This window comes from Kribbella speibonae (assembly GCF_004331375.1).
GTDB lineage: Bacteria > Actinomycetota > Actinomycetes > Propionibacteriales > Kribbellaceae > Kribbella > Kribbella sindirgiensis.
On sequence record NZ_SJKC01000001.1, the window covers coordinates 1,139,862 to 1,152,157 of the forward strand.

Annotated in this window: 15 protein-coding genes; 8 read left to right on the top strand and 7 right to left on the bottom strand. The window is 69.0% G+C overall.

Annotated features, from left to right (window positions below; all coding sequences use genetic code 11):
* Positions 1-32 precede the first annotated feature (32 nt).
* A complete protein-coding gene (locus tag E0H92_RS05735; RefSeq protein ID WP_131465211.1) occupies positions 33-665 on the bottom strand; it encodes a VOC family protein in 633 nt (210 codons plus the stop codon).
* A 69-nt stretch (positions 666-734) separates the two neighbouring features.
* On the opposite strand from E0H92_RS05735, the gene E0H92_RS05740 reads away from it, so the two are divergent.
* Positions 735-1,688, top strand: a complete 954-nt coding sequence (locus tag E0H92_RS05740) for an NAD-dependent epimerase/dehydratase family protein (protein ID WP_131495598.1) — start codon at positions 735-737, stop codon at positions 1,686-1,688.
* Here E0H92_RS05740 and E0H92_RS05745 read toward each other — a convergent pair.
* Complete coding sequence (locus E0H92_RS05745; RefSeq protein WP_131465215.1) at positions 1,681-2,421, bottom strand: DUF3109 family protein; 741 nt, start codon at positions 2,419-2,421, stop codon at positions 1,681-1,683. The two genes, E0H92_RS05740 and E0H92_RS05745, sit on opposite strands and share 8 nt — an antisense overlap.
* A gap of 85 nt (positions 2,422-2,506) precedes the next feature.
* On the opposite strand from E0H92_RS05745, the gene E0H92_RS05750 reads away from it, so the two are divergent.
* The 6 genes from E0H92_RS05750 to E0H92_RS05775 are packed head-to-tail and all read left to right on the top strand — an operon-like array spanning position 2,507 to position 6,950.
* The gene (locus E0H92_RS05750) at positions 2,507-3,439 is read left to right on the top strand and encodes a Ppx/GppA family phosphatase (RefSeq protein WP_131495599.1); all 933 of its coding nucleotides are present in this window, start codon (positions 2,507-2,509) and stop codon (positions 3,437-3,439) included.
* A complete protein-coding gene (locus E0H92_RS05755; RefSeq protein WP_131286866.1) occupies positions 3,436-4,299 on the top strand; it encodes a sugar phosphate isomerase/epimerase family protein in 864 nt (287 codons plus the stop codon). Before E0H92_RS05750 ends, E0H92_RS05755 begins: the two co-directional genes overlap by 4 nt.
* Positions 4,296-4,886, top strand: coding sequence for a TetR/AcrR family transcriptional regulator (locus E0H92_RS05760; protein WP_131495600.1), 591 nt, complete (start codon positions 4,296-4,298; stop codon positions 4,884-4,886). Before E0H92_RS05755 ends, E0H92_RS05760 begins: the two co-directional genes overlap by 4 nt.
* A 16-nt stretch (positions 4,887-4,902) precedes the next feature.
* Positions 4,903-5,451 carry an HDIG domain-containing metalloprotein gene (locus E0H92_RS05765; protein ID WP_131465221.1) on the top strand — a complete coding sequence of 183 codons (549 nt, stop codon included), beginning with the start codon at positions 4,903-4,905 and terminating at the stop codon, positions 5,449-5,451.
* Between the two features lie 42 nt (positions 5,452-5,493).
* Entirely contained in the window at positions 5,494-6,216 is a 723-nt protein-coding gene (locus tag E0H92_RS05770; RefSeq protein WP_131465223.1) for an ABC transporter ATP-binding protein, read from the top strand.
* Entirely contained in the window at positions 6,213-6,950 is a 738-nt protein-coding gene (locus E0H92_RS05775) for an ABC transporter permease (RefSeq protein WP_131495601.1), read from the top strand. Before E0H92_RS05770 ends, E0H92_RS05775 begins: the two co-directional genes overlap by 4 nt.
* 59 nt (positions 6,951-7,009) lie before the next feature.
* On the opposite strand, the gene E0H92_RS05780 is transcribed toward E0H92_RS05775, so the two are convergent.
* The 4 genes from E0H92_RS05780 to E0H92_RS05795 form a co-directional block, all read right to left on the bottom strand.
* Complete coding sequence (locus E0H92_RS05780) at positions 7,010-7,927, bottom strand: hypothetical protein (RefSeq protein WP_238173324.1); 918 nt, start codon at positions 7,925-7,927, stop codon at positions 7,010-7,012.
* 58 nt (positions 7,928-7,985) lie between these two features.
* The gene (locus E0H92_RS05785) at positions 7,986-9,023 is read right to left on the bottom strand and encodes a hypothetical protein (RefSeq protein ID WP_131465227.1); all 1,038 of its coding nucleotides are present in this window, start codon (positions 9,021-9,023) and stop codon (positions 7,986-7,988) included.
* Between the two features lie 11 nt (positions 9,024-9,034).
* Positions 9,035-9,541 (bottom strand): SigE family RNA polymerase sigma factor, encoded by a 507-nt coding sequence (locus tag E0H92_RS05790; RefSeq protein WP_131495602.1) that lies wholly within the window; start codon positions 9,539-9,541, stop codon positions 9,035-9,037.
* A 62-nt stretch (positions 9,542-9,603) separates the two neighbouring features.
* Positions 9,604-10,638 carry a DUF695 domain-containing protein gene (locus tag E0H92_RS05795; protein WP_131465231.1) on the bottom strand — a complete coding sequence of 345 codons (1,035 nt, stop codon included), beginning with the start codon at positions 10,636-10,638 and terminating at the stop codon, positions 9,604-9,606.
* Positions 10,639-10,714: 76 nt separating this feature from the next.
* On the opposite strand from E0H92_RS05795, the gene E0H92_RS05800 reads away from it, so the two are divergent.
* A complete protein-coding gene (locus E0H92_RS05800; RefSeq protein ID WP_131496451.1) occupies positions 10,715-11,644 on the top strand; it encodes a proline dehydrogenase family protein in 930 nt (309 codons plus the stop codon).
* A 13-nt stretch (positions 11,645-11,657) separates the two neighbouring features.
* Here the strand turns inward: E0H92_RS05800 and E0H92_RS05805 are convergent, their stop codons facing one another.
* Positions 11,658-12,197, bottom strand: a complete 540-nt coding sequence (locus tag E0H92_RS05805; RefSeq protein ID WP_131495603.1) for a hypothetical protein — start codon at positions 12,195-12,197, stop codon at positions 11,658-11,660.
* Between the last annotated feature and the right edge of the window lie 99 nt (positions 12,198-12,296).

The window sequence follows — 12,296 nt, forward strand, 5'->3', positions numbered from 1 at the left end:
GACGGCAACCACAGGTCAAGCGGTACGGCGGATTACAGGCGAACGATGCCGTTCGGTGTGCTGAAGACGGCCGCGACGAGGCCCGGTTGGCCGTTCGGGCCGACCCAGGCGACGTCGAGGTCGTCGAGGAGGTGGTCGGCGGGATGGCCGATCCAGTCGGTGACCCGGGTCGGGTCGCCGGCGATCTCGAGGCCGGACAGCTTGATGTCCTTGCCGCCGATCGAGGGATGCTCGGCGAGGTCGTCCCAGTGGATGAAGAACGGCAGTTGCGGGTCGGCGATCAAGCCCTTCACGCCGATCTGCCGCCAGGTCAGGTTCAGCCCGTCGGGGCGGTGCCGGTTGCCGGGGACCGCCTGCCGGCCGAGACGCTGTTCCATCCGCTCCATGTCGCGGACCGCGACCACCCAGCCCAGCCAGCCGCCGCCGAGCTCCTTACGGGCCCGGACCGCCTGACCGAACGGCGCCTTGTCCGACGCCGGGTGGTCGAGCACGTCGACGACCTCGATGTACCGGTCGTTCTCCAGCGGCAGGATGTGGTTCACGGTGCCGAACCGCGGGTGCACCCCACCGTCCACGAACTCCGCTCCGAGCAGCGCGGACAACCGCTCGACGGTCGCGCGGCACCCGTCCGGCCCGCACGCGTACGACAGATGATCCAGACGCATGCCGATCATTCTTGCGCCCTCCACCGACAATCGTGATGTCAGGGGTGTGTCGGACTACTCTCAAGTGCTATGCGCACAGTCGTCATCGGCGGAACCGGTCATATCGGCACCTACCTCGTCCCGCGGCTGGTCCAGCTCGGGCACGACGTCACGGTCCTCAGTCGCGGCGAGCGTACGCCGTACCACTCGGACGGCACCTGGAAGGACGTCACGTTCGTCCACATCGACCGCGCCGCGGAAGACGCCGCGGGGACCTTCGGGCAACGGGTCGCCGACCTGGACGCGGACATCGTCGTCGACCTGATCTGCTTCACCGAGGACAGTGCCCGCCAGCTGGCCGAGGCGCTGGAGGGCAAGGTCCAGCACTTCCTGCACTGCGGCACCATCTGGGTGCACGGCCCGAGCCTGACCGTCCCGACCCGCGAGGACGCACCGCGGAAACCGTTCGGCGAGTACGGCGTCCAGAAGGCGGCGATCGAGGCGTACCTGCTGACCAAGGCCCGCCGCGACGGCTTCCCGGTCACGATCGTCCACCCCGGCCACATCTGCGGACCCGGCTGGACGCCCGTCAACCCGGCCGGCAACTTCGATCTCGGCGTCTACCAGAACCTCGCCAAGGGCGCGGACGTCCTGCTGCCGAACCTCGGGCTGGAGACGCTCAACCCGGTGCACGCCGACGATGTCGCGGGCGTGTTCCTGGCCGCGATCGCGAGCCGCTCGACCGCGATCGGGGAGAGCTTCCACGCGGTGGCGAGCGACGCGGTCACGCTCCGCGGGTACGCGCACGCGCTCGCCGACTGGTTCGGGCAGCCCGCCAACCTCGGCTTCCTGCCGATCGGCCAGCTGCGCACCACCTGGCCGAAGGAGCACGGCGAGGCGACCTGGGACCACATCGCCCACAGCCCGAACTGCTCGATGGACAAGGCGGCCCGGCTCCTCGACTTCCGCCCGCGCTACTCCGCGATCGAAGCCGCCCTCTCAGGCGTCTCCTGGCTCGTCGAGAACGGAAAGATCACTACTTAGACGCCGGGTGCGGCAGCAGCGGCCGCGCGGCCTCCAGGCGCTGACGGCACAGGTCGGCGAGGACGTCGTACGCCTTGAGGCCCATCAGCGTCTGCAGCTCGACCTTGCTGGACTCGAAGACCGGCTCGACCGCGATGTGCGCCTCGGTGTTCCCCGTGCAGTACCAGTCCAGGTCGTGCCCGCCCGGGCCCCAGCCGCGCCGGTCGTACTCCCCGATCCCGACCTCGGTGTACGACGTCCCGTCCGGCCGCTCCACCTCGCGGAAGGTCCGCCGGATCGGCAGCTGCCAGCAGACGTCCGGCTTGGTCTCGACGAAGTGGACGCCGCGCTTCAGCGCCAGCCCGTGCAGCGCGCACCCGGCGCCGCCCTCGAACCCCGGCCGGTTCAGGAAGATGCACGCACCCTCCCAGACCCTGGTCTTGCGCTCACCGTCGTCGTCGGTCTCGACCCAGCCGTTGCTCCGGCCCTCCTTGCGGAACTGCCAGTCGTCCTTGCCGAGCTCCTTGACGTACTTCTTCACCCGCTTCTCGTCGTCGGCGTCGGAGAAGTGCGCACCGAGCGTGCAGCAGCCGTCGTTCGGACGGCCCTTGTAGATCCCCTGGCAGCCACCGCCGAAGATGCAGGACCAGTTGGAGGTCAGCCAGGTCAGGTCGCAGCGGAAGACCTGGTCGGGGTCGGCGGGGTCGGTGAACTCGACCCAGGCACGGGGGAAATCGAGAGAAACCTCAGGCACCTGGAAAGCGTACGCGCAGGACCCCGGGATCTGTGAACGAAGACTCCGGAACGCTGGTACTCCCGTTGTCCAGTAGCGTGAGGGTATGCGGCTCGGCGTACTCGACGTGGGATCCAACACCGTCCATCTGCTCGTGGTGGACGCGCATCGCGGTGCTGCCCCGCTGCCGGCGTACTCGCACAAGATCGAGCTGCGACTGGCCGAGCACCTGGACAAGGACGGCAAGATCGACCAGTCCGGTGCCGACGGGCTGGTCTCGTTCACCAAGCAGGCGGTCGAGCTGGCCGAGGACAAGGGCTGCGAGTCGGTGCTCGCGTTCGCCACCTCGGCGCTCCGCGAGGCGCCGAACGGCGAGAAGGTCCTGGGCCGGGTCCGGAACGAGACCGGTGTGGACCTCGAGGTGTTGAGCGGCGAGGATGAGGCCAGGCTGACCTTCCTGGCGGTACGGCGGTGGTTCGGCTGGTCCTCCGGGCGCCTGGCGGTGTTCGACATCGGCGGCGGCTCGCTGGAGATCGCGGCCGGGTCGGACGAGCAGCCGACCGTCGCGGAGTCGGTGCAGCTCGGCGCGGGCCGGCTGACCCGCGAGGGACTGAAGAGCGACCCGCCGGACAAGGACGAGGTCCGGGCGTTGCGTCGCCGGATCCGGCTGGAGCTGGCCGCGGTCGCCGGTCCGGTACTGCGGGCCGGGAAGCCGCAGCGTTCCGTCGCGACCAGCAAGACGTTCCGTTCGCTGGCCCGGATCGCCGGCGCGGCTCCGTCCGCGGACGGACCGTACGTGCCGCGCACACTGAACCGGGACGACCTGAACGAGTGGATCCCGAAGCTGACCAAGATGTCGGCCGCCGAGAGGGCCGACCTGCCCGGGGTCTCGGCCGGTCGCGCGTCCCAGCTGACCGCCGGCGCACTGGTCGCCGACGCTGTGATGGACCTGTTCGACCTGCCCGCGCTCGAGGTCTGCCCGTGGGCGCTGCGCGAAGGCGTCATTTTGTCCCGGCTCGACCAGCTGCAACCCCGATGAGCTCCCGCACGACCGCGAAGATCGGCCTGTCCACCGCGTCGGTCTACCCCGAGTCGACCGCCAGCGGTTTCGAGCTGGCCGCCCGGCTCGGGTACGACGGTGTCGAGGTGATGATCGGGATCGATCCGCTGAGCACCCAGATCGACGCGATCCAGCGGCTGATCGACTACCACCAGCTGCCGGTGCTCGCGATCCACGCCCCGACCCTGCTGATCATGCAGCGCGTCTGGGGGACCGACCCGTGGAGCAAGCTCGAGCGCAGCGCCGAGGCCGCGAAGGAACTCGGCGCCGACGTGGTCGTCGTCCATCCGCCGTTCCGCTGGCAGCGGGACTACGCGCGCGGGTTCGTCGAGGGGATCGCCCGGCTGGAGGAGCAGACCGGCGTCACGCTCGCGGTGGAGAACATGTACCCGTGGCGCGCACCCGGCCGTGACCTGCAGGCGTATGCGCCGAGCTGGGACCCCACCGAGCAGGAGTACGCGCACACCACGCTCGATCTGTCACACGCGTCCACCGCCGAGCAGGACTGTGTCGAGCTGGCCGCGACGATGGGCAAGAGCCTGACCCATGTACACCTGACCGACGGCACCGGCTCCGCGAAGGACGAGCATCTGGTCCCGGGCCGCGGTACGCAACGCGCCGCGGACCTCCTGGGTGTCCTCGCGCAGCAGGACTTCCGCGGTCACATCATCATCGAGATCAACACCCGCCGCGCGACCAGCCGCTCCGAACGTGAGGTCGACCTGGTCGAGTCGCTGGAGTTCACCCGCAAGCATTTCGTCCGATCCGGAGCCTCCCGGTCCCGGCGGACGCCGTTCGCGGTCACCCCGGACGGTGAGATCTCGGAGCTGACTCCGTGACAACGACCGGCCGTACGCCGGGACGCCGTCCAGGCGGACCGGATACCCGGGGAGAGATCGTGCGGGCGGCCCGGGAATCCTTTGCGGACAAGGGATTCGCGGCCACCTCGATCCGCGCGGTCGCGCGCCAGGCCGGTGTCGACGCGGCGCTCGTCCACCACTACTTCGACAGCAAGGACGAGCTGTTCATCGAGGCGATGGCGCTGCCGCTGGATCCGCGCCAGGTGGCCGCGGCGATCCTGAACGGTACCCGCGAGGACCTCGGCCGCCGGATCGTCACCGTGTTCCTCGGCGTCTGGGAGTCCGACGAGGGGCAGCAGCGGATGAAGGCGATGCTGCGCAGCGTCGTCACCAGCGACGAGGTCGCCCGGATCATGCGCGAGGGCATGACCCGGATGATCCTCGAGCCGGTCTCGCAGTTCATCGACCTCCCGGACGCGAAGCTGCGGGTCGGCCTGATCGCCGGTCACCTGATCGGGATGGCGCTGACCCGGTACGTGGTCGAGCTCGAGCCGGTGGCGTCCGCCGATCTCGACACCCTCGTCGAGCGGATCGCGCCGGCGATCCAGCAGTACGTCTCCGGCTGATGGAGATCCCGACCTGATGGAGATCCCGACCGACCGCGAGATCCGTGCGCTGCACCGCGATCACGCGCCGACCCGGTCGTCGTTCGAGCTGGTCCACGAGCACTGCCAGGTGGTGTGCTCGCTGGCTTCGCAGTTCTTCCCCGGGCTGGACATCGACACCGACCTGGTACGAGCGGGCGCGCTGCTCCACGACATCGGGGTGTATCGCCTGGAGTCGACGGCGTACGTCCGGCACGGCGTCCTCGGGCACGCGTTGCTGTCGTCGCTCGGTTTTCCGGTCGAGATCTGCCGGTTCGCCTCGTGCCATACCGGCGTCGGGATCACTCGCGACGACGTCGTACGGCAGGCGCTGCCGATCCCGGTCGACGACTACCTCCCACGGACGCCGGAGGAGGAGCTCGTCCTGTACGCCGACAAGTTCCACAGCAAGCGGCAGCCGCCGGTGTTCCTCACCGGCGACACGTACGCCGCGGAGGTCGCCCGGTTCGGCGCCGGCAAGGTGGCGCGGTTCGCCGAGCTGCGGGCCAGGTACGGCGAGCCGACGCTGGGTCAGCCCGTCATCTGACTGGTTGTTGCCAAGGAACGACGTACGCGCTAAATTCATCACATGATGAAAAACGCGGTGAGCTGCCGTGAGGTCGTCGTGGTGCGTGGCGACCGGGAAGTTCTGCACGGGGTCGGGTTCGACCTCCGGGCCGGGTCGGTGACCGGGCTGCTCGGGCCGTCCGGTTGCGGCAAGACCACGCTGATCCGCGCGATCGTCGGCCTGCAGGCGCGGGTCACCGGCGATGTCTCGGTCCTGGGACTGCCGGCCGGCGCGCCGAAGCTGCGCGGCCGGATCGGCTACGTGACGCAGGAGCCCAGTGTGTACGGCGATCTGACCGTCACCGAGAACCTGCGCTTCTTCGCGGCGGTCCTCGGGGTCCCGTCGTCCGATGTGGAACGCGTCGTCGAAGCGGTCGACCTCACGTCACACGCGGACGCCCGGGTCGACCAGTTGTCCGGCGGTCAGCGTTCACGCGCCTCACTGGCGGCGGCACTGCTCGGCAGCCCGGAGCTCCTGGTGTTGGACGAACCAACGGTCGGCCTGGATCCCGTGCTCCGGCGCGATCTCTGGAACCTCTTCCACGAACTCGCCGACGCCGGCGCGACGCTGCTCGTGTCGAGTCACGTCATGGACGAGGCGTCGCGTTGCGATCGTCTCCTCCTGATGCGCGACGGCGAACTGCTCGCCGACGACACACCGCAGGACCTGCTCCTGTCGGCCGGGACCAATGACATCGAGCAGGCGTTCCTCACCCTGATCGACCGGAAAGCTGGTGCGCGATGACGCCGCGTGTGACGTTTGCCGTAGCCGCCCGAGTGCTCGCTCAGCTGCGGCGGGACCACCGGACGGTGGCGATGCTGATCGTGCTGCCGGCGCTGCTGGTCAGCCTGATGTGGTGGATGTTCACCGATTCCCCGATGGTCTTCGACCGCGTCGGCGGGCCGCTGCTCGCGGTGTTCCCGTCGATCATCATGTTCGTCGTCACGTCCGTCGCGACGCTGCGCGAGCGGTCGACCGGGACGCTGTCGCGGCTGTTCACGATGCCGATGGGCAAACTGGACTTCCTGCTCGGCTACGCCCTCGCGTTCGCCCTGATCGCCGTCGTCCAGGCGCTGGTCGTCGTCTCGATCGCCCTGTACCTCCTGGACCTGGACATCCAGGGCGCCGCCTGGCAACTAGGCGTTGTCGCGGTCCTGGACGGGGTGCTAGGTACGGCGCTGGGTCTCTTCGCTAGCGCCTTCGCAGCCACCGAGTTCCAGGCCGTCCAAATGATGCCGGCCGTCATGATCCCGCAAATCCTCCTCTGCGGCCTCCTGGTCCCCCGCGACCAACTCCCCACAGTCCTCCAAGCACTGAGCGACGTACTGCCCCTGTCCTACGCGGTAGACGCCGTCCTAGGAGTAGCCAAAGGCAACGGCTTCACCACCAGCACAGGCGCCGACGCCCTAGTAGTCCTAGCCTTCATCCTCGCAGCCCTAGGCCTAGGCGCAGCAACCCTCAAACGCCGCACCGCTTGAACAGGAAGTGGTGGGCTTGAACAGGAAATGACCTGTTCAAGCCCACCGGCACGCCGGTTCTACTCGCCGAAGAGCCAGTCGGACTTCACTGGTGGGGCCCAGCGGAAGTAGGTGGGGTCGGCGAAGGTTCCGGGGAGCTTGCCGTGGCCGGTGATCGACGTCTTGGCACCGTCCGCGTGGCCGAAGGTGTACAGGTACGCCGACTTGGTGTCCTTGTCGATGCCGGCGACAACGGTTCCGTAGTTGCCGCACTGGGCGGCGACCAGGGACTCGAAGCCCTGCCAGGTTGCGGACCGTACCTTCGTGACGATCGGCCGCATCTGGGTGTTGACCGGGATCCGGATCGTGTACAGCGCGCCGCCGCGGGTGTTCGCGAGGAACGTGTCGTACGCCGCGGCCTTGCTGATCAGCGTCATCGACTTCACCGACGCGAACCCAGGCGCCGACCCGTACGGCTTCCAGCTGCCGACGTCGCCGACGATCCACCGGAACAGCACGCCGTCCGAACGCAGCGCGTACTCGTAGGTCCGCGGGTGCGTCGGGCTGTCGTTGAACACCGAGGTCTCGTGGTCGACGAACTTGCTCCACCCGCCGCCGATCCGGGCCAGCTCCGACGACGTCACCTTGCCGGCCTTGTCGAGCTCGAGCCAGTGCTGGTACATCGTGTCGCCGAGCACGACCCGCCCGTACCGCGAACTGCCGGTCGGTGTCGCCTCGTTCACGAGCGACCCGATCATCCGGACCGCGCCGTCGGAATACACATTCGGTACGACGCTCCGCGCGCGGGCAGCCGGCGGGGTCGAGGCCGTCAGCCGCTGCAGGGTCTGGTCACCGCCGGCCGTCACCGAGCCGAGGTTCAGCCCGCAGGACGCGGCGGCTGCCGTCGGACCTGCTGGGCTCGCGGTCGCGGTGGTCGCGCCCGCGGCGGCCAGTCCGGCCGCCGCGAGCAAGGTCAAGGTCGTGCGAAGTTGTCTCATCTCTCCCCCTTCGAAGGTTCGATGGGTGAGACCAACAACGCCGCCCTTTGGTTGATAACTATTCGAAGACCTTGACGATCTTCCCGGCCTTGTCGTACGCCGCGACCTTCGGGAACATCTTCTGCGGGTGGCTGAACGTGGTCTTCCAGGTGTAGGCGAACCAGCCGCCCTCGCCGACCGGGACCTGGTAGGCGGGACTGTTCCCGATCCGCAGGCGGACCGTGACGGCGTCCTTCGAGGCGACCCGGCCCCAGCCGCTCGCTCCCCAGCCTTTGCAGACGCCCGCTGTGCAGGGCCCGCCGCCGCCTCCGCCGACGTACATGTCGGCCCGAGCGGACTTGTCGGCCGGGTTCAGCACCGGGTCGCTGCTGTTGAGGTTGGTCAGCGTCGCGAACCTCGTGCTGCCCTGGAGGCCGGTCTTGTTCGGGATGTTCGTCTGCAACGAGCACTCCATGACCTTGTGTCCGCTGGGGGAGAGCGCGACCACCTCGGCCTGTCCGAGCGTCCTCGACTCGTCGGACGCCACGACCTGCCAGCCGGTCACGTCGACCCAGGTCAGTACGGAACAGTTGCGGAGCTTGCCGGCCATGCTCTTCGGTATCGGATCCTTCGATGCCGCCGCGACCAGCTCGGCCGACGGCCTGTCCCCGCCGGGGACGATGCACGTGTTGGGCTTCTGGCCGTTCTTCATCTCGTACAGGTACGGATGGCCGGAGCGGGCGCTCTTCGTGATCTGGAGCTTCTGTTTCTCGTCCGGATTCCGCAGATCGCAGCGGCGCTGTGCCTCTTCCACGGTGATCCGCTGGTCCGCTCCGGCCTCACCGCGCGGGACGCCCGGGACCGGGCCGAACTGCGAGTTCGCCGCCTGATCGCCTGCGACCCCCGGCTGGTTGCCGGCCGAGCTCAGGTTGGGCAGCAGGCTCGCGCCCACCGCGATCACCGCGACACCGGCGACCGCCCCGCCCGCGCCGAGCAGTTTGCGGCGCCGCCTGCCGCGGCGGCCGCGCTCCAGCACCCGGGTCGTGTCCAGCGGGCCCATCGCCTCCGACTCGGCGAGTCGGTGAAGTTCGGCGCTGACCTCTCGTACGTCATCCATCTCGTTCTCCTTCACAGCGCCCGGCTCGCCCGCCGCTGGTCAATGGCTCGTCGGAGAGTGTCGAGACCACGTGCCGCCTGACTCTTCACGGTGCCCGTGGAACAGCCGAGGATCTCCGCGGTCTGCTCGACGGACAGGTCCTCGTAGTACCGCAGTACGACGCACGCCCGTTGCCGCGGCCCGAGCGACTGCAGTGCCGCCAGCACCTCGTCCCGCTCGGCATGCCCCGCCGCGAAGTCGTCGTACCCGACCTGGTCCGGTACGTCGGCGATCGCCACCTCCCGCCGCCACGGCCGCCGTTTCCCGTCGTACGCCGCGTTCACCACCATCCGGCGTGCGTACGCGAACGGGTTGCTCACCCGCCGCACCTTCGGCCAGGCCAGGTACAGCTTGTACAGCGCGTCCTGGACGACGTCGTCCGCCCGGTGCCGATCCCCCGACACCAGAAACGCCGTCCGCCGCAGAGCAGCCCCCGCCCCCTCGACGAACTCGACGAACTCCCGGTCCCGCTCCACCATCCCAGCCTCCACTCTCCATCTCCCCCTCAAGACGGAAAGCCCGAACCTCCAGGTTGCACCGGTCAGCCCGAGAGGTGGGCGACGTTGTGCCAGGCGGGGTCGGGGGTGGTGGTGAGGGTTACTTTGCCGTGGGGCCAGCCGGTGGTGGCGGCTTGTAGTTGGGCGTCGGCGGGGGTGGTGCCGTCGATGTAGAAGTGCAGGATGCGGGTGCCGGCGGAGGTCTCGTGGGCGAGGAGGTTGCCGGATCCGCCCAGGCGGTCGGTGAGGTGGTCTTCGAACGCCCGGAGCTCGTCGAGCATCTCGGACTCGGGAAGACCGTCCTCGCGCACCAAGGGGTAGTGGATCGAGACGGCGACATGTGTATCGAGGTGCGGCCGCCGGATGGAGCGCAACGGGTACTCAGCCGTCGCGATCACCCGCTGCCCGTCGCGGGTGCCCTCCAGCATCTTCCACGCCGGGCTGCCGTCCTCGAGCGTGTGCTCGGCGGCGAACCCAGCCACTGCGGGCAGTAGCTCCATCACCGGTACGGCGTCGACGGGCGCGGCGTCCAGCGTGTCGATCGCACCGACCCACGTCTCCACCATCTCCTCGCCGAGCACCAGGTCGAGGATCAGGAACGTCACCCGCCGCTGCACGTCCACCGACATCGACGAGAAGACAGGATGGTGTACGCCGACGTGCACCGATGCCGAATCCGGCTCGATCGACACGACCGATTCGTCGACGGCGACCGGCGGGAGTCCTTCGAACTGGAGTGTTACCGCGGGCCCGGGCCGGCGCAGGTCGGCGTACTCCCAGGTCTGGTCGGACGGCGGCGCGGCCCGCAGCCAGCGGCGGGCGACCGCGCGCTGCTCGGGGTTGCCGGCGGCTGTGACGATCAGCACGTGCTGGGCGTGCAGCCCGGGGCCGAGCTCCCACTCCAGGTCGGGGTGGATGCGGGCGACCCGCTCGTTCAGTTCCGCGTTCGCGTCGGTCGGCTCCCGGCGGGCGACGGCGTCGGCGACACTCGCCGCGCCGGAGCCGGACCACCAGGACCAGAACGCGCCGATCGGGTCGGCCTCCACGGCGTTCCGGCGGCGACGCTTGAAGATGGGCATGGCCGCATCCTCTCCCAACAGGGGTGCGACGATGGACAGCACCGCGAACGGGCGGGTTGACGAGGAGGAACTTCGAGTGCTTCGGCGAATCCTGCTGGGCATGTCCCGCAGCCCCCAGATGAAGAAGGCCGTGTCGTCACTGCCGGTGTCCAGCGGCATCGTCGCGCGGTTCGTCGCGGGTGAGACCGCCCCGGAGGCAGTGCTGGCCACCGAGAAGCTGGTCAGCAACGGGTTGCACGTCACCCTCGACCACCTCGGCGAGGACGTCACCGACCTGGCCGCGGCCGGCGCGACCGCCAACGCGTACCTGGACCTGCTGCGGAAGCTCTCCGCCGCCGGACTGACGAAGAACGCCGAGGTCTCGGTGAAGCTGTCCGCCGTCGGTCAGGCACTCCAGGGCGACGGCGAGAAGATCGCGCTGGAGAACGCACGGACCATTTGCCTCGCCGCCCGCAACGCCGGTACGACGGTGACGCTGGACATGGAGGACCACACCACGACCGACTCCACGTTGGCGATCCTGCGCGAGCTGCGCCAGGACTTCCCCGAGACCGGAGCGGTCCTGCAGGCGTACCTCCGCCGTACCGAGTCCGACTGCCGCGACCTCGCGTACGCCGGCTCTCGCGTCCGGCTGTGCAAGGGCGCGTACAAGGAGCCCGAGTCGGTGGCGTTCCAGGAGAAGCGCCAGGTCGACAAGGGCTACGTCCGCGCGATGAAGGTCCTGATGAACGGCGAGGGCTACCCGATGATCGCGTCGCACGACCCGCGACTGATCTCGATCGCGGGCGCGCTGGCCGACCGCGCGAACCGCAAACCGGGCAGCTACGAGTACCAGATGCTGTACGGCATCCGCCCCGAGGAGCAGCTCCGCCTGGCCGGCCTGGGCCACACGGTCCGCGTCTACGTCCCGTACGGCGAGGACTGGTACGGCTACCTGGTACGGCGCCTCGCCGAGCGCCCCGCCAACCTGCAGTTCTTCGCCCGCTCCTTGATCAGCAAGAAGTGATCAGCAGGACCAATCAGCACGGATAGCCGTACTGCGTGCCGTACCAGGCGCTCCAAGGGGTGAAGTTCCGGGTGTCGCCGTCCTTGAGTTCGTACATCTGCCAGCGGGCGCACTTGCCTTCGATGTGGTCGTAGTTGCACTTCCCCCAGCCCTGAGCGGCCGGGAGCGCCTTGCAGTACCGGTCCTTGCCGTAGTTGGTCTGTACGTGCACCACGGCGGTCCAGCCGTTGGCGATACCGTCGATCACCCACTGGTCGTCACCGACCCACTGGTAGCAGGTGGCACCGATCTCGGCGGCGAAGAGGATGCAATGGTCGACGGGCGCCGTGTAGGAATAGGCCGGCGACATCGCCGCAGGCGCGACCGCGGTGGCCGTCGTCGGATTGGTCAGCGTTCCGGTGTCGCCGTCGTCGGTGTCCGTGTCGGCGTCGGCGGCCTGCACGACGGCGATGGCCCCTGTGGCTTGTGAGGTGGCGGCGGTGGCTTGGTTCGGGCCGCTGGTCAGCAGCAGGACAACGGCGGCGGGGACGGCGAGGGCACGCAGCAGTCGCATGGGCGGTCTCTTCTCGGGGCGGAGGAGTGGGAGAGGAGAGCCTATGTCCCGGCTGGTGGGCAGCGGGACCGGGATCTGGGCAGTTCGTCAGTAGTCTGT